The following is a 22,490-nucleotide window of genomic DNA, read 5'->3' as shown; positions in this document are numbered from 1 at the left end:
TGTCTTATTTTTCATAATTTAAAATGCTTACTGCTGTCTTTAACTTTACTCTTTCCCTTGTTCTTATCTTATTATTATCTTACTATTTCCTTGCTGTTGCCTTGTCCTTATCTTGTTATTGTCTTGTTATTGCCTTTCTTTTTATCTTTCTTCTTTTGTTTCTTCTTATCCTTTTACCTTTTCTTTACTATCTTCCTGTTATAAGTTTTTTAGCACTGTCTCTTATGTTTGTCTCTGTCTGTCCATACACTCTTGCTGATTCCCTTAATAGTGCTGTGTAGTTTTCAAGGACTTTTTTTAAATTTTCAAACTCCTTACGGAATCCTTCTATCTGTCCTGCATAAGCCCTGTTTGCTTCCCCGGACCAGCTTTTTGACATTGAATCCACTTCACTGTAAAGTTTATTATATAAACTAACATACTCCTTTGTCTTACCTTCTACTGAATTGGCTGTCCTTGTCAACTCCTCCGGTGTAACTGTAATTGCTCTGCTCATTTTTTTACCCCCCTTATTTTTGTAATTTATTTTATGTGTATATTATAATAAATTTTTTCACCCCCGACGGATTTCCTGACGAATTGCACGATTTTTGGGATGAATTGCATCATTTTTTATTTTTCCACATTTTACCTTACCCTGTAGTCATCTGTAGACCTCTCATCCGTGTAGTAAAATACTACATCTCCCGGCTTAATATCAAAGACTTTTCCTGCGCTGTCAACCTTTCTGTCCTTTAGACCTTCTATTTCCCACATATTGCAATTTTCTGAAGAATAGCTTAGTAATTCTATGTCGTAATTTCCGTCTCTTCCCACTATTCTTCTTTGAACTTCAATATTAAAGTTTACAACTATGTATCCGTCCTTTAGCCATCCGTCATACTCTTCTATGCTTTTACCCGTCTTAGACAGTTCTTTTATAACATCCCTTCCTGCTTCACATACATACACTGCATTAGGTATTCCGTATTCACCGTACCATTTTTGTACGGATTTCTTTGCTTTCTCACTGTCAACTCCATATGGCAGATTTGTATCATCTCCTACAAAGGTCCTTGACTTCCAGGACAGTACAATCCTTCCGTACCAGCCGGTGTATGCATCCTGATTTCTCAATGTGCTCTCAGATACTCCTAAAATACTGCTTGTATCTTTTATTTCTTTTGCAGGTACATTGCGGTAAGAATCTCCCAGCTGCATTGTCTTTCTGTTTTTCCGGTCTTCCTCACTTCCTACTTTTATAAACTTGTCCTTTCCGTCAATTCTCTGCATGTACCAAAGGTCTACCCTCTTCCATCCCGTTCCGTCTTTTTTCACATACCTAAACTCCGGTATTATGCTTACAAAATCATCTTCCGTAAAGTGATTGCCTACTGTGTTAAGCTCAAAATAGAATTTATATCCTGATTTTAGCACTCCTAAATTAACGGCACCTGTGTGGCTTCCGTTTAGTATAGGCAGTGTAAATCTTCCTGCATCCCTCTTCTTCCTGCCGTTTTCGTCATTATCACCGGCACTGTAGTAGTTGCCTGTGTGCTCTGATGTATTTTGACCTGTTCTAAATACTTCCCTCCATCTTGGATAGTCATTTATATCTGTTATCCTAAATCCGTAAACACGGCCTATGACTCTTACCGGAACGGTATTTTCCGCTACATAGTTTACCGGTACGTTATTTCTTCTTTCTGAATTTTCCCTTCTCTGAACCCTTCCGTCATCAGGTTCTGAATTTACTGCAAACACTTTTACTTCAACATTGTAGTTTCCTTCGTCCACCCATTCAGGAAGGAAAAAGTCCAATCTAACTTCATTTCCGGAGCCGTCTATCTGACTTTCCCTTATGGTATGCCACGTACCTGCTTTTAAGTAAGTTCCGTTTTTATTTTGACCTAAATAAATGTCAAAGGGGAATCTTACCTGTATCTCCCTTATGTAGTTTGCATAATTTCTATTATACCCCGGCAAATTCATGTATCTTCCCACTATTGGGATTGTCAGGGTTGACGGTCTTCCAAGTATTAAAGACGATCTGCTTCTATCAGCATTTATCTCCTGGTTAAAACCTCTGTCATCTTTTACGGCAGGAGCACATTCAACAGGAGTATGTACTATTACCGGATTTACATCAATTTCATTTGTTATTCTTTCTCTGCTGCCGTTTATGTTTGTAACTCTCACATAGTTTATTTCTCCGCTGCTCTCATACACACCGTTTGGTGTATTAGCTTTTATTGTAAGTTCTTTGTTTGGAACCGTTCCTTTGTGTTCAAATAAAACATCTTTTCCTATACTGCCTGCAGAAGGAAGTTCCGCAGGTTCATCTGTAAATCCGTTTCTCCATCTGTTGTCTGAAACGGTATGTCCGTCAATTACCAACTTGTCATTTCTAACTCTTACATACCAAATGGCTCCTTCTGCTATTCCTCTCCACTCATTTTGAGAAATATAAGGAGTACTTGGCCTTCCTCCTCTTCCACCGTTTAGTGAAACATCCGGCAACTCAATTACAATTGTGTAACCAGGATCAATTACATAGTCCCTTGAACTGTTTTTGTTAACGGTAACATTGCTGCTCTGTCCATCCGGCCTCAGTCTCATGGTGGCACCGTCAGGCAAAGCTGACTTTCTTGTTGATGCATTTGTAAAATAGTTTGAATTGTTCCTGTCAATTTCAACTTTCGGAGGAGCATATCCTCTTGGTGTAAGGGTAATAGAACCGTTAGGCAAACATCCGTTTCTGATTACCGCATTTTCAAGACCGTAAACCTCCAAATGGTCAATTAAATAGTACAGATATTCCCTTTCAACTGTATATGTCCTTGTAATGGTCTGGCTGTCAGTTCTGGTCACCCAGTTTGGAATCCATTCCTGTCTTACAATAAATCCGTTTTCGTCACGAATATTTCTGTAATGTCCATTGTCAACTTCCCAGCGTAGATTGTATGTACGCCTTACTTCCACTGTGTATTCAACTTTATCACTTACCGGCCTGTATTCCACATCCGCCAAATATGCCGGAACATCTGTGATATTTGCGTAAAGGCTTTCTGTACCGGGTATTCCCCTTAGTACATCAAACTTTTCGCTCCCCCTTACATCAGCAGCCAATACACCTCTGCCATCAATTTCAATTTCTCTTTCTCTTCCGATATGTATGGTTACACTTGTTTCATCTTCTGCCCTAAGTCCAGCATTATATAAATCCTGGCTGAATACCCTTACCTTAAGGGTTATAAATGAACCCGGCTGTGCATAGTCAACGGGAAAAACAAATGTATTATTGGTTGTAGGATATTCATTGCCAAAATCATCAAAGTATCTACGGGCTGTTATTGCTACGTTTTCGTCATTTAATACAGCCGTTGAACCGCTTGAATCAAGGGTGACCCTCACACCTCTTTCCCCGTCTGCAAGCCTTTCGGGAGTTACATTGACAACCCTAAGGCTTGCGTTTATAGAGCCTGTATCCGGTGGAGGTAGTTCATCCGGTTCTAAAGGTGCCATTGGCACCGAAAGATACCAAATACGTCCGTCACTTGTCATATGAAACATAATCCCGCTGCCCCAGCTTACACTTGTAGGCGGCTGATATACGTGTACGTATTGATGCCACTCTCTTTCATCCAGCCTATGCTCCGGGAAATCATATATTTCGCCGTTTCTTATGCGTGATATAAGCTTTAAGCCTTCTCGGATGCTTTCTTCAAAATCCGGATTATTATTAAAATCACCTTGTGAGTTTTCTAATTGAGGCATATGGCGTGTTTTTGGATTTTTTTTGGATCTGGCTGCCAGTTCCTGTCTATCAATGGTGCATTGCCTGTAGCATCATTTCTGAATAAATAATTAGTAAAAAAATCATTGTCCATGGTATAGCCTAAGTAGCGGTAACGGTCCTGTGAAAAAGTTCCGTGGGGATCCCCATATACTATTAAGTTTCTCATACCTTCCAGATGCGGGTTGGTGGATAAATCCCTTCCACCGTGATTTTTTTGTCACTAAAATAATCGGTCCTTCTTAGCCCTTTTCTTATCAACTCTTCATTTGCAAGCCTTACCAATTCAGGTCTTGGTATATCTTCTCCTGCTGCTGCAACAATAGAACAGTGTAAAATTAAATATCCTATTACTACAATAAATAAGACAACCTTTTTCATTTTAAAATTACTCCCTCTTTCCATACCTTAATATCAAGACCCGCTCCTTTTCCAGACACAGTTATAAATTGATTATTCATTTTAAATCTCTTATATTCCAATACATACGGTCTGGTTTGTTTTAATCTGACATAGGCAAATATTTCTTTTGCAATATCTTCTCCATACCTTTCTGCAAACATTTTTTCTGCTGCATCATATCTTTTATTTAATAACTCATTATCAACTGTCCAATTAATTGACATGGAATATTCCACCCAAGTCAAATCTTCCTTAACTGTAATCCATCCAGTTACAGGATCCTTTTCAGGTGTTGCTGAAGGTGTTAGGGTAGGTATCGGAGTTGGATCTACATCCTTTATTGTTGTTATAATCACCGTTCTTGTACCTGCATCCCAGCCTACTGTTGCTCCAAGTCCTTCTGCCACATACCTTATGGGCACATATGTCCTGTCATACCGTATTATTGCCTTTGTATCCATTGTTTTGGTTATACCGTTTACTAATATCCTCTCCTGCCCTATTCTTATCAATACATTTGATTTATCCTTTGTTATATACACTTCTCTGTCTTCTGCATTCCATTCTACAGTCGCTCCTAAATCCTCAGTTACAAATCTTACAGGTATTAATGTCCTGCCGTTTTCATCTATAAAGGGCTTTGCATCAGGAAATACCACTTTCCTGCCATCTACCGTTACGCTAACATCTGTATCAGCACTTGCCGTCAATGCTCCGCCTATCAAGGTCGCCAGCATTGCTATTGCAATCAATATTATCATTAATCTTTTCATAAAATCACCCATTATTTTTTTAATATTATTAATGCTATCTTATTAATACACATATATATTTGACAGGAATTCTTCAATGCCCACAATCTTATATATATTTATAATTAATGTATAGAACGGCTCAATAATTTATAAAAATACTCACATAATCATTATATCTTTTGAGCTATTTTTCATTATATTTAATTGTATATATTCCCGTCCCATGTGTATTTTTTACCATTAACAATAAAATCAACCCATGAACTTCCTTCATTATCTATATAGCCAATTTCGTTCTGCTTTTCCAAATTTCCAGTATCAACAAATACACTAGGTAAGGGAACGTACCTATTAACTTCTCCATTACTGATAAAATAAATCCCTAAAACTGCATTTGATTGAGAAGAACTATAATATTTATGAGATAATAAGGCAATTATTTCATCTTCGCCGTCATTATTGACGTCAGCTAACGCTATCCCTATTTTAACCACTGTATCACTGCCCATTTTACCCTCTTCAATATCTTTTATTTCTTTTTCTCTATATTTTTTTATCAGTTCTCTTTCATTAGTAAAATCGGATGTCGAGAATCTTAACCATTTAACATCTTTCTCCCCTTTGCTTTCAAAACCAATCTGCCATTTCCCATCTTCAAATCTAATATTCAGCGTGTCAATAATATTTTTATTTACATCTACAACGTCTATTTCACATATATTCTCATTCAGCTTGACTTCATAATCATTTTCATTGTTAAAAGATATCTTTTGGCTATTTAATATAATTAACCCTTCACTCTCAATATTCCACCCCTTTATATTTGTCTCAATAAGCTCGGAACATGGAATCCACTCACTATTAATGTATTTTTTTGTGTCAATTCTCACATATATGCTTTCAGGTCCGTAAAGTTTATCAATTATAACAAAATAGTAATCATTGTCCTGTAAAACTATAGAATAATCTATTATTTTCGCAATATTTTCACCTATAACGGCTGAATAGATTTCCTGAACTTGAGGTATACTGTCATTCCAAGACTGGATATAAAGTTTTACAACTCCTCCCATGACAGATTGTTTTGTTCCAAACTCAACAATTCTACAATTTAGCTTGTTTAACGTATTATCATTTTTAATTTTTATGTAGAATTCGGATTCATTTCCTAAAATACTTACTAAATCTGACGAGATACTATCTTTTTGCAGGAGAATATCCACAAGTTCTTCACTTGCTGAGTGGCAAATTTCCGTTATTTGATTTGGTTGTAAATCTGAATTATATTTAGATATTTCATCTTGAAATGACTTGACTTTAATTAAATATTCATTTTCATTCATAGTGTTTTGAATGCCTTGTTGAGATCCACTATTTGAAATATGAACGTCATTTTTACAACCTGTAGTTGTAATAAGCATATAGAATATTAGGGTTAACAAAATAAACTTCTTCATAATTCCTCCAAGAATGCAAATTCTTTTTATTTTGTTTTCCAATTATAACATAAATATATGAGTCATTCAAAATAAAGTAGTGCAAAATATATTAGAATCGAATAAAACATCCTATTCTACCTATCCTTGTAGCTGACGGACATACATATACTAAGACTTCCTTCCTCTCCACAACGAAACTCAACCATAAGCGTTGCACCATCCGTATCCCTCTCGTATAACCACAACGAATCCACCGACATAACCTCTCCCTGATCAACAAATCCTGCTTCCCTAAGCTGTGCCTGATATGCTTCCATTACACTTTTATCCGAAAACACATAGCCTCCTCTCCAGGCATAACCGGGAGGCGAAAAATAATCATAGGGAATAACCGTACCATTTAACATTGGGACGGGAAACATAGGATCAGGTATATTAGCGTATAATTCCTTCTCTTTAATACTACTTATTTCCCCTGTAGCCGAGTTTATCCAAACATACACAAATGCATTTTCAACGTTTGATTCCCAATCAGAATAATCCAATAAAAAACCGTAATGCAGAATCCCTTCTTCGTACTTGTTAATGTCCGGCAGATATGATATTTTGTAGTCCTCTTCGAATTTCTTATTTAAAATAACTTCTGCCTCTTCAGCCGAAAGAATCGTTTCTTTAACTTCTAAAATCTCTTCCGGATTTTCCGGCGTTTCATGTTCTTTCACCATGGGTTCCGGCGTCGCACTTTCCGGTGTCAATTGTCCTGTCGGTTGAGATGTCGATGAAGGTTTAAGATTATTACAGCAGCCGCTATGTACCAAAGCAAACATGAGCAACATGAAACACAGCGAAAATTTAAAAATATTTCTTCTCATAATATTCATTCTCCTTTTCCCCAATTAAATGCTATTCTAGCTGCCTCATTCATTCTTTTATCCCAGTCAGAATTATTAGGAGGAGAATCTCCATAATACATACACATGTGTCCTCCCGGACCCCAACCATCTTTTGGTCTTTCATTACTTGCACTAGGCAAGCCATTACCTGGTGCAAAATTCTGTGCATGGGGACGTAAATGAATACCAACAGCTATTTGCCTGCCATCTATAGTAACAACAGCAGGGCGTGGATCCCATGACCACTCTCCATTTGGAAGGATGCTTTTTATAATCTCAACATCTTCTGCAGTAGCAGGTGACCAGTCTGTATGATAACCCGGTGAAGACGCCCAAGAAATATTAAAAGTCTTCCCTGACTGCAAATCTGTCAAAGACACGATTCGCCGTGCTCCGCCGAACTCAGCATAAACTTGAGCTTGCCCAAGCAATTCTATAGGTGCATCAGTTAAACCATTCCCTGACCCCTGAGAGTTTGCAATAACCGGTTTATCATTCCCTTGACCGCCTGTAGAATTTACTTTAGGCTCAGAAGTAAACATATGATTCCATGTTGTTTCCCCTACTTTGCCTTCGTATTCCCCGAAGTTCCACAATCCATGCTCTTCTTTGTATCTGTTCACTGCCGCTAAGGTCTCCGATCCAAAGTAGCCGTCTTCCTTTATCTTCGTATACCCACTTACTCCCGCATATATTTCGTTCAGCCTTCTCTGCATCATCAATACCTCTTCGCTGTATACATTGGGGTTATAACTCAGCACCCCGCTAAGCGGCGGTATTGAACTGTTTTCACTTTTCTCCTTTTTCTCTTCAAGAGGCTCGTTGGTAACCTTACTTCCCTCTTCCGATAATATATCCCCTACTCCTTTTATCACTGTATTGCCGATTATGGTACTGCCGATTATCACCGGTAACGATATTATCTTTTGAATAATTTCGATATTCTTCTTTATTGGTGATGTCACAGCATCAAATATCTTTGAGAATATATTCTTTTTGGGTTTAGTATCTCCGTTTATTTCGTTTACTTTGTTTTGCATCGATTTCTCAAGATCCTGATACTGCTTTATTGTTTTGCTTAAAAATTGCTTTGCTTGGTTCAAAACCCTCTCTTCTTCATCCAATTCTTTGATTAGGTTTTGCAGTTTGCTGTCTATACCGTTTCTGTTTTTTATATCCGAATCCAGGTTGCTTCTAATGGATTTAAGGTTGCTTTCTGTTTGACCAATTTTTTGGGATAGAGTACCAAACTTTTTCTCTATATCTTTTAATGCTTCTGTATCTACAGAAATTAGTGACATTGAAAATCACCCCCCTTTGCAATCCTATTGTAACCAATTTGGAATTTATTATATTTTATTGGCTTCTCGATTACAATAGTTTTTGACAAATGGTACATTTCATTGGACAAAAGACATTATTTTTCTATATTTTACCTTTCGAAGTCAACTCTTCATTTGCAATCTTCACTAATTCAGGTCTTGGAATATCTTCTGCATCTGCTGCAACAAGAGAATATGGTAGTATGAAATGTCCTATTATTTTAGGATAAATAAAACAACCCTTTTCATTTAAATTGCTCCCTCTTTCCACACATAAATATCAAGACCTACTCCTTTTCCGGCTACAGTTATAACTTGATTATTCATTTTAAACTCCCTATATTCCAATACATACTCTCTAGTCTGTTTTAATCTGACATAGGCAAATATTTCTTTTGCAATATCTTCTCCATATCTTTCTGCAAACATTTTTTCTACTGCATCATATCTTTTATTTAATAACTCATTATCTGAGTTCCAACGTATTGACATAGAATATTCTACCCACGTTCTATCTTCCCTAATTGTAATCCATCCCGTTACAGGGTCTTTCGTCGGAGCAGCTGAAGGTTTTTTTACAGGTGTCGGAGTTGGCTCTACATCCTTATCTGTCGTTATAATTACAGTTCTTGTGCTTGCATCCCAGCCTACTGTCGCTCCCAACTCTTCTGCCACGTACCTTATCGGCACATATGTTCTGTCCTCTTTTATTATCGCCTTTGTATCCATTGCCTTTGTTCTGCCGTTTACCAGTATTATCTCCTGGCCTATTCTTATCATTATATATACTCCGTCTTTTGTTATATACACTTCCCTGTCCTGTGCATTCCACTCAACCGTTGCTCCCAAATCCTCCGTTACAAACCTTACCGGTATCAATGTCCTGCCATTTTCATCTATAAACGGCTTCGCATCAGGAAATACCACTTTCCTGCCATCTACCGTTACACTTACATCTGCATTGGCATTTACCAATAATACTCCGCCTATTACTGTCACCAGCATTGTCATTACAACTATTGCTATCATTAATCTTTTCATATGAATTCACCTTTTTATGTCTAATTTTTTATTAATTCATATACATGGATATTTGGTAATTCACCAGGCTTACATTCCTTCCTGTCCAAAATTTCAATTGCTTTCTCCTTTTCTATTTTCCCTTTAAAGCTCGCAGCCTTATTGATATACTTGTCACTTTCTACATCTAACGCATCCTCTAGTTCTATTCTATCTTTGTGATTACTTCCCATAAGATCAGTTCATTATCTTCAAATATTCCCCAAAAGATATATTCCCCCATGTCATATGAAAAACCAATCTCATTATCACCTCTGATACTTTTCTCATATTCTGTACCATAAAGCTGTTCCATCTTCTCTATTGAATCACCAATTTCTAAGCCAAGCTTGGTAGGAATATATTTTCCTTCACCCGGCATATATCTTCTTATTCTTATAGAATGAAGTTTGTTTTCTTTATTGAACTCAAAACCACCACCTACAAAGTCAAAATATTTGTTTCCATAGTGCCATGAATCCGGATGGTCAGTTATCTCAATCTCTCCCAACTTGTTCCTATCTATGTTTGCAATTTCTAAGGCATTCCAAAATTCATCCATTGTCATACCTAAGTAAATAATTCCGCTTTCTGTGGCATTTAATTCATCAATAATTACTTCTCTTTCTTCTAACTCATTCGTTGATTGAATATCTTCAACTTCTTCACCTGAATCGCTTGTCGGTTGAACATCTTCATCTTTTTCTTGTAACTCATTTGTAGGCTCAGTATCTTTGACCTTTTCATTCAAATCATTTGTCGGCTCAATATCTGTAGACCATATATCCTCAATATTCGTCGGCTCTGCATTTCGTGGAACATCATAAATACATCCCGCTAAAAATATTACCATAGTCGCTATTATAAGACATTTTTTCACGCTATCTGCCCCCTGTTCATTTATTTTAATCATGTATCAACTTGGGATTTACTTTATCATTTTACATAACTGAAATCCATACAATAATTAATAAGTACTTGCTTTATAAGAATATATGTTTTCAGGAATAAAGCCATTTGTAGTCCCCCCATTTATTCCATAACCATCAATCTCTACAAATCTTAAATTGTATGCACAATATCTAACCTCATCTCCTTTGTTTCCTTCAATTGTATATACTGTCTCGGTTTCAGGGTCATAACCCACCACTATGGCACCGTGATAATATTCTTTATTTTCTCTTGATACAGGATCTGTTCCCGTCACTCCTTTTGAAAATATTATAGTATCTCCGGCACGTGGAATATAGCCCGATTCTCTTTCTCTATATCTGCCATCTTTTATGTATCCCTGCTTCATATAAAAAGCATGTGCTTCCTTTGGAACAACCGTGCCGAGTATCCCCGCTTGGTCTGCACACCAAGATATAAACATAACACACCATGGTTGCCCATTCATACCATACCACTCGCCATATGGTGTTAAATTTTCTCCCTTTTCCCTATAACCCCATTGCTCAGTAGCTATTGATAACATTCTATCAACATCTTTATTACCCGAATTTATCGAAACCCCTGAATTGTTCGATACTTTTGGAGTTTCACTAAAAGCATATTCCGGTATATCAAATATTAACTCAGCTTCAGGGAATAATTCATATACTTCTTTTATTGTAGAACATTGATTTATAGCCCATGCAATATCAGTTGCATATTGGTTGCCCAGCGGACTGACCGGCTGCCATCTCATTTTATACAATGTATTCTTTTCCGGATTGCTAATATAATTTTCTTTTATCCATTGGGCTCCTCCTATAATCGCCTTTTCAACAGAATTCCAGTTCTCACTCTTAGCTTTGTTTATAGCGTTTGCTACAGGATCACTGTCATATGCACATATTCCGAACATATTGTAGTATCCTGTATAGTTCCCGTTCTTATCCAAACCTTTTGCCAAATCGCTTGTTCCCCAACCTGTTTCAAGAGCACAGTGAGCAACAAGATACGGAAGTGCAATCCCTGTCTCTTCTGATGCCTTCACAAATGCTTCTCCCATACCGTCCAATACACCGCGACCTTTTAACAAGTCATTTAATCTGTTAATTATTTCTTCTCTGTTTTGTGGCGTTATCTCAAAACCTCCTACATTGCCCAATACCAAAAATTGATATTTGTTAACCGGATCATTCACAAAGTTATTCGGATCCATGTAATACCTTATCTCAGCCTCTGTTGCTCTTACCCATTTACCGTCTTGGCTTTTAACACAAGCATATTCGTCCTTTCCTGTTATTGGATTTTTCGATTTCGCATTATATTCATTTTTTACTGCTTCCTCAAAGGATATAGGTATTTTGTACGTAGACACTGTAATATTATCATTTGATCGAACAACCGGAGGAGTATACGGAACTTTTTCATTTTTAAATAAATGATTCCATGTTGTTTCCCCTACTTTGCCCTCGTATTCTCCAAAATTCCATAACCCATACTCTTCTTTATACCTGTTCACTGCTTCTAAGGTCTCCGGTCCAAAGTAACCGTCTTCTTTTATCTTCTTATACCCACTTACTCCCGCATATATTTCGTTCAGCCTCTTCTGCAGCATCAATACCTCTTCGCTGTATACATTGGGATTATAACTCAATACCCCGCTAAGCGGCGGTATTGAACTGTTTTCGTTTTTCTCCTTTTTCTCTTCAAGAGGCTCGTTGGTAACCTTACTTCCCTCTTCAGATAATATATCCCCTACTCCTTTTATCACTGTATTGCCGATTATGGTACTGCCGATTATCACCGGTAACGATATTATCTTTTGAATAATTTCGATATTCTTCTTTATTGGTGATGTCACAGCATCAAATATCTTTGAGAATATATTCTTTTTGGGTTTAGTATCTCCGTTTATTTCGTTTACTTTGTTTTGCATCGATTTCTCAAGATCCTGATACTGCTTTATTGTTTTGCTTAAAAATTGCTTTGCTTGGTTCAAAACCCTCTCTTCTTCATCCAATTCTTTGATTAGGTTTTGCAGTTTGCTGTCTATACCGTTTCTGTTTTTTTATATCCGAATCCAGGTTGCTTCTAATGGATTTAAGGTTGCTTTCTGTTTGACCAATTTTTTGGGATAGAGTACCAAACTTTTTCTCTATATCTTTTAATGCTTCTGTATCTACAGAAATTAGTGACATTGAAAATCACCCCCCTTTGCAATCCTATTGTAACCAATTTGGAATTTATTATATTTTATTGGCTTCTCGATTACAATAGTTTTTGACAAATGGTACATTTCATTGGACAAAAGACATTATTTTTCTATATTTTACCTTTCAAGTCCACTGGTTTTATCTCTTCTACTTTGAAAATCTCCATTATATTCCGGAATAAAAATGCTGAAAAAACAATACTCGTATCAATCCCCGTTATAAAAATTTAAAACCTCATTAAATTGACCATCTGCAAATTCTATTACAGCTAAACTTGTGTTGTGACCAAGTGCAGCTATAATTATTTCAAGCTTTCCATCTCCATTTAGGTCTATGGCAAATACCAAATAATCCGATACATATATACCGTCAACCGTCTCCTGCCCTACAATAACAGACTTACCGTCCGCTTCAACAGTTAGCTGAACATCTTTAGAATCTGAGGAATTTGCTTCATTACTTGGAGTTTCCGTTAAACGTAAAATTTCCTCTTTACCATCGTTATCCAAATCTACAGAATATACATTACTCTCAATTACATTTAAAGCCCTCGGCAATGCGTTCCAATCCCCATTTACTCCAATAAAAAAATTGTCCTCAATATTTAACGAACCCATTTTTACCTGCAATAACTGATTTCCACTAGCAGCCGAAATCATGTATGTCGGTTTTTCTCCCTTGACTGTTGCAATTAATTTCTCGGATGAATAAAGTTTATATGTCTCTCCTCCCTTTACCAAATCAATATCGACATAAACCTTATCAAACGAATCTTCCGGGAAATTGAAATCACTCAATTTATACCACTTGCCGTCTTTTGAGCCTCCTATTACATAAGCTTCGGAGAAACTTCCTCCCGATCGTTTGCGGGCAATGATCACCGGATGATATTGATTGACATTTGTATCCCCAATTTTATTTACGTCCTGAGTTGAATTTGACATATCTTCAGAATTTACTTTCATCTCTAATATAGCAACCTTTTTATATTGGCTTACTTCATATTCCATAGACTTCAGTTCATTACCGGTATACACTCTCCCTAATGCAATTCTATTCTCACTGTCTATACTAACGTCTCTTAACCATGTCTCGCCTTCTAAACTTTCAATTACTGCCTTGGTTCCAAAGTCATTATCCCTGAAATTCCTTATATAAATTTTATAAGCTCCTTTGGGGAAAAGTGTATCTTCCTTTAGGCTTCTAATTAGCTCCTTTTCAATAACTTCGATTATCTTTTTTCTTTCATCTGTAGTAATAGGATATTCAGGCTGAATTGCCTCATCCAATTCGACCTCTGCCTTTTTATATAATTTATAACCCTTAGAGTCCAACTGCATTTTCACTTTATTTATATCTGCATCTATTATGAAACTTGACATTTTATTTGAATATTCATTATTAACCGATAAAAATTCAATAGCAATGTATACTTCATCATCTGCAACTTTTACTGTTTTCTCAAGCAATACATAAATATTATTATGTTTTCTAAATATTTCCACGGGCAATTCTTGTTTTTCTAAATTTTTAAACCATGAAAAAGTACCCTTATACCAAATATCATCATTTATTGCGGTAGTAATATTTTTAGTTATAGCCATAAGCTCAATATCGATTTGCTTCGGTATTTCTATATTGTCAGTAGGGATTACCGAACCCCCACCCGAGCCTTTTGAGCATGATACATTCACAATTAACAGAGCTGCAATCAGAATTAAAGCTAGTATTTTATAAACTTTCATTTCCCCAATCCACCTCGTATAGATAATAACAGTATTTTGTACTTTATCAAACATAGACTTCAATAATCAATATTATTGCTCCATATAAATCTTTGCTCAAAGAGAAGGTGTCTTCGCCACACCTTCTCTTGAATCCACTCTAAATAGCGATTATTAATTTGCAAAGTTGAAGAATGTATTTCCTCCAAACATCTGAACATCCTTTATTGCAGCCCAATAGTAGCTTCCGTCTTTCCTAAATACTTTAACCTCATAATGTCCGTTAACAAATTTAACATAATTCTCGTTAAGCCTAGGCACAAACCAATCCGATGTATAGAAAAACTGACCTGAACCTATTTTATTCGGAATATCCGCTGTTTTACCGTCAAGTATCAGCCTGGCAATATTATAACATTATATCATTATCAAGTCAATATATATAGTTTTACCGTCAAGTATCAGCCTGGCAATATAGACTGCTTTCTTCCATTCATTTGATGATGTATCCGGATTTCTTGCTAATTTTGTTCTGTCCAATGAACCTGTGACAGCCTCAAACTGACCGGACGCCAGAGCAACACTTTTATAATCGTTGCCCCAACTACCACTATTCTTCCTGTTTATTAATGTCCATGCTACAGATTCTTGTCCATAATCACCTGCGCCACTGCAGCATTCGCCATAAATAGTTCTTGCTAAAACATCCAGTTCACTGAGCTTTCGAAGTTCTTCCACTGATGAAACTGGGGCACCTAAACCTGAAACATCAACATTCTTATATAAGTCACTTGTGATACTTGGACCTGTTGCCGGACTATTACTTAGTACCGTTAAGTATCTCGATCCGGTAGGATCAATCAAATCACGCCGCCTCTGATATTTTGTACCATCTACATAATCATATGCCGTATTAGACCTATCTGTTAAATAGCCGGATAAATCATTTCCTTTTTTATCTATACCCTGATACACCTCAAAATGTAACATACTGCTTCCGCTTTCATTGTTTGGTATAACTATGCCAACTACATCTCCCTGCTTCAACCTTGTTCCTACAGAAATATTTGAATTAACTAAAATTTCTGTATATCGAACCCATGTACCATCATCATTTTCAACGTCGATAGCTTGAGTTCCCGCGTAAAAATTCTTATCAACATACCTTACCGTTCCACTTGTCACCGCTACTACTTCTCTTCCCGGCTCAGCCAGGTAGTCAATTCCTGCATGAGCTCTAGTACCATTGCTTCTGGAAGCTCCGAATCCTCTTCCGTCTATTTCCAAATCCATGGTACAGCTACCTTTTAAAGGACTAATCCATGTATTGACCCTTTCTGCCCAAAAATCACTGATATCTCCTCCTGCCTGCATCCATTTTTCAAAAAGGAGATTATATGTCCTCTCATCCAAATACAACGTTTCGGGTAAATTATTATCCCTTTGGAACGAGTTCACTGCAGCTTTGGTATTCGGTCCCCATTTTCCATCTGCACCGGTTTTACCCACATTATATCCGAGTTTCATAAGAAATTCCTGAGCATTTTGGCATACCATATTATACCTGTTCTCATAAATATCATAAGGATTACTGCCGCCAAGTCCACCAATCGTCCCATTATTATTTACAGAAACCCGATTATTTGTTTGGGCAGTTGTAGTATTTGTCCCTTGTTGACTATCTTTTCCTCCAATATTTAAACTAAACATATGATTCCATGTCGTTTCCCCTACTTTGCCTTCGTATTCCCCGAAGTTCCACAATCCATGCTCTTCTTTGTATCTGTTCACTGCCGCTAAGGTCTCCGATCCAAAGTAGCCGTCTTCCTTTATCTTCGTATACCCACTTACTCCCGCATATATTTCGTTCAGCCTTCTTTGCATCATCAAAACCTCTTCGCTGTATACATTAGGATTATAACTCAGTATACCGCTAAGAGGCGGCACATCATCAGAAATCAAATCATCAGTTGGTTCAAAATCACCTATATAAGGCACCTTCTCATTGTTAAACATGTGATTCCAGGTAGTTTCCCCCACCTTGCCTTCATACTCACCGAAATTCCAAAGGCCGTAGTCCTCTTTGTATTTATTTACAGCCTTAAGTGTTTTAGAATCTAATCTGCCGTTTACTTTTATACCGTCTCCATAACCCAGTTCAATTAATCTCTTCTGTAAAAGTACTACATACGGGTTAAACTCAAACGGACTATAACTCAATATACCCTCTAATATTGGTATACCTTTATCATTCTTTTTTATAATCTCAGTTGGCTCGTTAGTCACTATAAAGCCTCTTTCAGCCAGTATCTTTCCTATTATAACAACCGGCGTGCCAACTATTACAGGACTTAAAAGTATTGAATTTTTTGCAATTGTCTTTAAAAGATTTCCCAGCTTTTTACCAATTGATTTTAAACCGTTTAATATGCTTTTTATTATACCAGTCTTTGGAGCGCTGTTTGCAATTATTCTGTCTGATTCTCCCTTAAGAGCCTTTTCCATATCTTCATATTGCTTAACAGCTTCTTTTAAAAATTGCTTTACATTATTCATTATACGCTCTCTTTCGCCGACTTCTCTGATAAGGCTTGACATACTGCTGTCTATCCCGCTTCTGTTCCGGACTGTCGAATCTATGTTGCTTCTTACGGAAGAAAGACTGCTCTTTATCTGTTCAAGGCTTTTTGAAAGGGCACCCACTCTTTTTTCTATATCTTTTAAAGAATTAAGGTCAATAGACATATATGACATATTTATACCCCCCTTGCTTTATGTTTTTAATGGTTTTCATCATTAAATGAAAATTGTAATATAAAATTTTAACACAAAGCCTGCTTTTTTGGCAGGACTTGTGTTTTAAAATATAATCTTTTTTCTTTCTGTACCTTTTTCTGTATTTAATGGAGGTAAAGGATATATTATAAATATACAGCATATTTTATACAAAAAGGTTTGCAGTCAAATTATTAATTGATTTGTCAGATTCTGAGTATGCTTGTGCTGTTTCTTCCAGGAATTTCGAATATGATTCTACCACCTGATAATATCCTTCAAGATTGCTCTTAAACTTCTCAAACTTTGCTAAAAATGTATCTGCGGCTTCACTGTCCCATTTTTGCTTCATAGTTCTCATATCTGTTTCTATACCTTTCATTACGGATTTGAATCCTGAATTTATATTTTTTAAATTTGATGCTGTTGATTTTAGCATTTCCGGAGTAACTTTAAATTCAGCCATTTTTTATTCCCCCCCTTGTCTTGTTTTTCCTTATTATAATCCTTACTCTTGTTATTATCTTCACCCTTACCCTTGTTCTTAGCCTGTTATTATTTTGTTATTGCCTTTTTTCTTATTTTTTTGCCTCTTTTAATTATCTTCCTGTTACAAGCTTTCTTGCACAGTCTCTTATATTTGTCTCTGTCTGTCCATACACTCTTGCTGATTCCCTTAATAGTGCTGTGTAGTTTTCAAGGACTTTTTTCAAATTTTCAAACTCCTTACGGAATCCTTCTATCTGTCCTGTATATGCCCTGTTTGCTTCCCCGGACCAGCTTTTTGACATTGAATCCACTTCACTGTAGAGTTTATTATATAAACTCACATACTCCTTTGTCTTACCCTCTACTGAATTGGCTGTCCTTGTCAACTCCTCCGGTGTAACTGTAATTGCTCTGCTCATTTTTTACCCCCCTTATTTTTGTAATTTATTTTATGTGTATATTATAATAAATTTTTTCACCCCTGACGGATTTCCTGACGAATTGCACGATTTTTGGGATGAATTGCATTTTTAATTCTATTTCTTTGCTTTTATGTATGATTTTACCTAGCTATATCAATTACATTTGTTTCTTGAGTAAATATATCTGTATAAGATATTTCCGTATCACTTATCCATTTATAATCGCCGGCCGGAGCAATAATTTTAAAATCCGGCTGACTATAGTCCATTTTCCTTATTATAAAATAGTAATCAGAACTATTTACCCATTCATAAATTGCTTTATATGAACCTCCTAAAGAAAGTTTTCCTTCTTCTTCAAATCTTTTTTCATAATACTTAATGGTTTGAAGAGTACTATTCATCTCAGATACATTTTTATCCTCATTCACGTATGAAATTTGAAATGAAGCATTTGGATCTTTATATTCAAAAAGCCTTCCTCTAAAATTAGCATAAACAGTTACTTTTCTATCATCAAAAAAATCTATAATTTCAATACCTAAAGGAGACTTTGCAATAACTCCTCCTCCATGTAAAAAATTATTGCTAAACCCATCAAAATTACTATGTTCCCCGCTTCTTAATCCATACTTTTGCAGTTTAGGAAGAACTTCTGTCAATATATCTTTTTCATATTTAGAATATTCTTTAAATTTAAAAGGCCTGATAATTATAAAACCATTTTCATCAAATCCAATATATAATTCTTTAGTTATATAATAGTATGAAGTATCAATGTTATAAGCCGGTTCTCCTAATATTTTTATGACATCATTAATGCTTGAATTTGCATTTAAATTTTCAATAACATTTTCTGAAAACCTTCTTGTTATTATATAACAGCCATTTTCCCGTATAATCCCTTCTTGATAATATTTTGGGGAATATTCCCCTTCTTCCAGCAGCTTGTGAATTTTTTTATTTAAGTTGAATTTATTTGATTCTAAAAATTTTACATCCTTCAATCCTGCTTCTTCACGTGTAATCTCCTTTAAACCAAGCATAGCTTCCTGTGTATTTATATCTTCATAATCTACTGCATAATTATCTATAGTGTCATTATCTACAGCACCTATTTTTTCAGTTATGTCCCGTTTCAAATCATTTTTAATATTTTTATTTGTTTCCTGCTTTGTATCAGAACCGTGCTTAATACCGTCTCCTGTATCATTTGCCGCACAGGATGCAAATAAAGCAAAAGTCAGTATAATAAATATACCTAAACATTTTACTTTTGTAATATTAATCACATCTATCCATCCCTTCTGTAAATTATTCGCAATTTTTAAACTTTAATTCTAATGTTTTAACTTATTCTCAAATTCTATTATACATATTTTCTTAGTCATGTGTATAAAATTTAACACCGTTTATAAAATTTTGTCCCTGTTGAGAAAGCTTACCACAATTGAAATTTTTCGATCCCGCTTGTGCCAAATATACTTCTCCACTATTAGCATTATCCGGTGCCGGTCTTACAACTACCACATGTCCTATACCATTTGGATTCTTCCATACACCAACAGTGGGCTTACCTTCATTTGCTCTGGCTTGTGCTTCTTCCGCTGTAACTTCTCTCCATCCATATTCTTTGCCTTTAGTATCTAACCAGGTTGCAATACCGTTAGCATCTAATTCTTTAGCATTCGTTACATTAGGATACTCCCTTGGTTCCCCGGTATTTATATCCACCCAGTGAGGTATTTCAGCTCCCATTGCTCTTGTAACATCCCAAAGAAAAATATTGCAATAGGTGTCACTCCAAGTTATTTCACCTGAATTTTTTCTTCTATATGGTCTGTACCTTTCGTTGTTTTCCACATCAAACTGGTTAATAACTGCATCATAGTTTTCCCGGCTTCTCACACCACTATTTACTATTTTAGGCTGTAAAGGAACCCATGCTCTTGTTTCTGTCAAATTATAATTAGAATTATATGAAAGTCCACCGGAACCACTTGAACTTGAAATTGGTGCTTTTGCTTGTTCTGCATCCTTTTTTTGTTGCAGTTCCTCCCTGACTTGTAGGCAAAGAAGTATCTGCTGTTTTAACCGGTATTTTTATTACCTGCCCTACAATAATCAAATTTACATTTTCTATATTATTAAATTTAGCCAATTCTTCAACAGTTGTATTATACATTTTTGCTATTTTAGTTAATGTATCACCACTCTTTACTACATATTCTATTACATTTGTTGTTTTTGAAACACCATTTCCGGAAGGTGTTGATTGTTGCACCGGCTGCCCGACATTATCACCACTTTTACTGTCCACATATTGAGGTATTTCAAATCTTAATTCTGCATCTGGAAATAACTCATACAATTTTTTAATAACTTCACACTGTTTTACCGCCCAAGCAACATCAGTAGCATATTGGCCTAATCCTAACGGATCAGTTGGCTGCCATTTCATTTTATATATAGTATTTTTATTGGGATTTCCCGCATAATTATCTTTAATCCAATGAGCACCTCCGACAATGGCTTCTTCAACTGAATTCCAATTAGAACTTCTGGCCTTATTTAAACCGTTTGTTAAAGGTGCATTATCATATGCCGCTATTCCATACATGTTGTGATATCCGGTATAATTACCGTTTGCGTCAATTCCACGTGCTAATTTGCTTGTCCCCCATCCTGTCTCAAGAATACAATGCGCAACAAGGTAAGGAAGTGCAAGCCCCGTTTCCTCCGCAGCTCTTACAAAAGCCGCACCCATACCGTGCAATACACCTTTACCCTCTAATATTTTATTAATTTCATCTATTAATCTAGTCCTGTTTTCATCGGTTATTTCCATGCCCGGTACGTTTTCCAATACTAAAAATTGGTATTTATAAACATCGTGATTTATAAAATTTTTAGGATCCAGATAATACCTTATATCATCTTCTGAAGCTCTTACCCACTTGTCGCCTCCGCTTTTTACACATGCATAAGTTATTTCACCAGTATTTGAAACCCATTTTGCATTATATTCATTTTTCACTGCCTGATCAAGGCTTATAGGTATCACATAAGTTCTCATTTCATCAGAAACCGGAATATTGTTCTGTGTAGAGTTTGCTACATACGGTACTTTTTGATTATTGAATAAATGGTTCCAGGTAGTTTCTCCCACCTTGCCTTCATATTCACCAAAATTCCAAAGCCCATAATCCTTTTTATATCTGTTTACCGCTTCAAGTGTCTTTGAGTCAAATATTCCATTTACTTCTATATCATCTCCGTATCCTAATTCAATTAACCTTTTTTGCAGAAATACTACATAAATGTTATATTCCCATGGATTATAGCTTAGTATGCTGTTAAAAACCGGTATACCCATGCTATCTCTTTCTACATTGTCAATTGTAAGATAAGGTACCTTCTGATTATTAAATAAATGATTCCAGGTAGTTTCCCCCACCTTACCTTCATACTCACCAAAGTTCCAAAGCCCATAATCCTCTTTATACCTGTTTACCGCCTCAAGTGTATCTGAATTAAATATACCATTGACTTCAAGACCGTCCCCATACCCCAGCTCAATTAATCTTTTCTGCAAAAGTACCACATATGGGCTATACTCATCCGGATTATAACTTAATATTCCGTTTAATATCGGTAAACCTATATCATCTCTTTTTACAATTTCAATTGGTTTATTGGTTATTATAAAACCTCTCTCTATCAGCATTTTTCCTATTGAACGGACTGCCGTTCCAATTATTATAGGACTTAAAAGTATTGAATTTTTTGCAATTGTCTTTAAAAGATTTCCTAGTTTTTTACCAATTGATTTTAAACCGTTTAATATGCTTTTTATTATACCGGTCTTTGGAGTGCTGTTTTCAATTATTCTGTCTGATTCTCTTCTAAGTTCTTTTTCCATATCTTCATATTGTTTAACCGCTTCATTTAAAAATTGCTTTACATTATTCATTATACGTTCTCTTTCGCCAACTTCTCTGATAAGGCTTGACATACTGCTGTCTATCCCGCTTCTGTTCCGAACTGTCGAATCTATATTGCTTCTTACGGAAGAAAGACTGCTCTTTATCTTTTCAATGCTTTTTGAAAGAGAATTAACCCTTTTTTCTATATCTTTTAAAGAATTAATATCAATAGACATGTATGACATATTTATCCCCCCTTAGTTTGCGTTTTTTTAATGGTCTTCACCATTAAATGAAAATAGTAACACAAAACCTGCCTCTTTGGCAGGACTTGTGTTTTAAAATACAATATTTAATGGAAGT

Annotated in this window: 22 protein-coding genes; all 22 read right to left on the bottom strand. The window is 35.9% G+C overall.

From position 1 onward, the window contains the following. Positions 1–187 precede the first annotated feature (187 nt). On the bottom strand, positions 188–496 hold the full coding sequence (locus HVS_RS03510) for a WXG100 family type VII secretion target (protein ID WP_101299259.1): 309 nt from the start codon (positions 494–496) through the stop codon (positions 188–190). 131 nt (positions 497–627) lie between these two features. Next, positions 628–3,756 (bottom strand): DUF5704 domain-containing protein, encoded by a 3,129-nt coding sequence (locus HVS_RS03505; RefSeq protein WP_101299318.1) that lies wholly within the window; start codon positions 3,754–3,756, stop codon positions 628–630. Then, positions 3,744–3,944 carry a hypothetical protein gene (locus HVS_RS03500; protein ID WP_101299315.1) on the bottom strand — a complete coding sequence of 67 codons (201 nt, stop codon included), beginning with the start codon at positions 3,942–3,944 and terminating at the stop codon, positions 3,744–3,746. Before HVS_RS03500 ends, HVS_RS03505 begins: the two co-directional genes overlap by 13 nt. Further along, positions 3,941–4,156, bottom strand: coding sequence for a hypothetical protein (locus HVS_RS03495; protein ID WP_101299313.1), 216 nt, complete (start codon positions 4,154–4,156; stop codon positions 3,941–3,943). The genes HVS_RS03500 and HVS_RS03495 overlap by 4 nt, the downstream gene beginning before the upstream one ends. After that, positions 4,153–4,950, bottom strand: coding sequence for a copper amine oxidase N-terminal domain-containing protein (locus HVS_RS03490; RefSeq protein WP_159063366.1), 798 nt, complete (start codon positions 4,948–4,950; stop codon positions 4,153–4,155). Before HVS_RS03490 ends, HVS_RS03495 begins: the two co-directional genes overlap by 4 nt. A 182-nt stretch (positions 4,951–5,132) precedes the next feature. Continuing rightward, entirely contained in the window at positions 5,133–6,389 is a 1,257-nt protein-coding gene (locus HVS_RS03485; protein WP_101299308.1) for a hypothetical protein, read from the bottom strand. Between the two features lie 116 nt (positions 6,390–6,505). After that, the gene (locus HVS_RS03480) at positions 6,506–7,243 is read right to left on the bottom strand and encodes a hypothetical protein (RefSeq protein ID WP_101299306.1); all 738 of its coding nucleotides are present in this window, start codon (positions 7,241–7,243) and stop codon (positions 6,506–6,508) included. Between the two features lie 5 nt (positions 7,244–7,248). Further along, on the bottom strand, positions 7,249–8,565 hold the full coding sequence (locus HVS_RS03475; protein WP_101299303.1) for a peptidoglycan-binding protein: 1,317 nt from the start codon (positions 8,563–8,565) through the stop codon (positions 7,249–7,251). A gap of 124 nt (positions 8,566–8,689) precedes the next feature. Next, positions 8,690–8,857: a hypothetical protein gene (locus tag HVS_RS16425; protein ID WP_159063365.1), complete on the bottom strand. Its 168-nt coding sequence runs from the start codon at positions 8,855–8,857 to the stop codon at positions 8,690–8,692. Next, the gene (locus HVS_RS03470) at positions 8,836–9,627 is read right to left on the bottom strand and encodes a copper amine oxidase N-terminal domain-containing protein (protein WP_101299300.1); all 792 of its coding nucleotides are present in this window, start codon (positions 9,625–9,627) and stop codon (positions 8,836–8,838) included. The genes HVS_RS16425 and HVS_RS03470 overlap by 22 nt, the downstream gene beginning before the upstream one ends. A 20-nt stretch (positions 9,628–9,647) precedes the next feature. Further along, positions 9,648–9,839: a hypothetical protein gene (locus HVS_RS03465; RefSeq protein WP_101299295.1), complete on the bottom strand. Its 192-nt coding sequence runs from the start codon at positions 9,837–9,839 to the stop codon at positions 9,648–9,650. Beyond that, the gene (locus tag HVS_RS03460; protein ID WP_101299293.1) at positions 9,812–10,525 is read right to left on the bottom strand and encodes a hypothetical protein; all 714 of its coding nucleotides are present in this window, start codon (positions 10,523–10,525) and stop codon (positions 9,812–9,814) included. The genes HVS_RS03465 and HVS_RS03460 overlap by 28 nt, the downstream gene beginning before the upstream one ends. An 87-nt stretch (positions 10,526–10,612) precedes the next feature. Further along, the gene (locus HVS_RS03455) at positions 10,613–12,598 is read right to left on the bottom strand and encodes a glucosaminidase domain-containing protein (protein WP_159063364.1); all 1,986 of its coding nucleotides are present in this window, start codon (positions 12,596–12,598) and stop codon (positions 10,613–10,615) included. Continuing rightward, positions 12,591–12,776: a hypothetical protein gene (locus HVS_RS03450; protein WP_101299286.1), complete on the bottom strand. Its 186-nt coding sequence runs from the start codon at positions 12,774–12,776 to the stop codon at positions 12,591–12,593. The genes HVS_RS03455 and HVS_RS03450 overlap by 8 nt, the downstream gene beginning before the upstream one ends. A 221-nt stretch (positions 12,777–12,997) precedes the next feature. Beyond that, complete coding sequence (locus HVS_RS03445) at positions 12,998–14,536, bottom strand: FG-GAP repeat domain-containing protein (protein ID WP_101299281.1); 1,539 nt, start codon at positions 14,534–14,536, stop codon at positions 12,998–13,000. Positions 14,537–14,689: 153 nt separating this feature from the next. Next, on the bottom strand, positions 14,690–14,836 hold the full coding sequence (locus tag HVS_RS16420) for a hypothetical protein (protein WP_159063363.1): 147 nt from the start codon (positions 14,834–14,836) through the stop codon (positions 14,690–14,692). Between the two features lie 96 nt (positions 14,837–14,932). After that, the gene (locus tag HVS_RS03440) at positions 14,933–17,269 is read right to left on the bottom strand and encodes a peptidoglycan-binding protein (RefSeq protein ID WP_101299278.1); all 2,337 of its coding nucleotides are present in this window, start codon (positions 17,267–17,269) and stop codon (positions 14,933–14,935) included. Positions 17,270–17,456: 187 nt separating this feature from the next. Then, the gene (locus HVS_RS03435) at positions 17,457–17,756 is read right to left on the bottom strand and encodes a WXG100 family type VII secretion target (protein WP_101299276.1); all 300 of its coding nucleotides are present in this window, start codon (positions 17,754–17,756) and stop codon (positions 17,457–17,459) included. A gap of 133 nt (positions 17,757–17,889) precedes the next feature. Then, positions 17,890–18,198, bottom strand: a complete 309-nt coding sequence (locus HVS_RS03430; protein WP_101299273.1) for a WXG100 family type VII secretion target — start codon at positions 18,196–18,198, stop codon at positions 17,890–17,892. A gap of 143 nt (positions 18,199–18,341) precedes the next feature. Next, positions 18,342–19,493 (bottom strand): hypothetical protein, encoded by a 1,152-nt coding sequence (locus HVS_RS03425; protein ID WP_101299270.1) that lies wholly within the window; start codon positions 19,491–19,493, stop codon positions 18,342–18,344. A 91-nt stretch (positions 19,494–19,584) separates the two neighbouring features. After that, positions 19,585–20,163, bottom strand: a complete 579-nt coding sequence (locus HVS_RS03420; RefSeq protein WP_101299267.1) for a hypothetical protein — start codon at positions 20,161–20,163, stop codon at positions 19,585–19,587. A gap of 13 nt (positions 20,164–20,176) precedes the next feature. Continuing rightward, positions 20,177–22,372 carry a peptidoglycan-binding protein gene (locus tag HVS_RS03415; RefSeq protein WP_101299264.1) on the bottom strand — a complete coding sequence of 732 codons (2,196 nt, stop codon included), beginning with the start codon at positions 22,370–22,372 and terminating at the stop codon, positions 20,177–20,179. Between the last annotated feature and the right edge of the window lie 118 nt (positions 22,373–22,490).

It is taken from the genome of Acetivibrio saccincola (assembly GCF_002844395.1).
GTDB classification, from domain to species: Bacteria; Bacillota; Clostridia; order Acetivibrionales; family Acetivibrionaceae; genus Herbivorax; species Herbivorax saccincola.
This window is presented reverse-complemented; position numbering and strand designations above follow the sequence as displayed.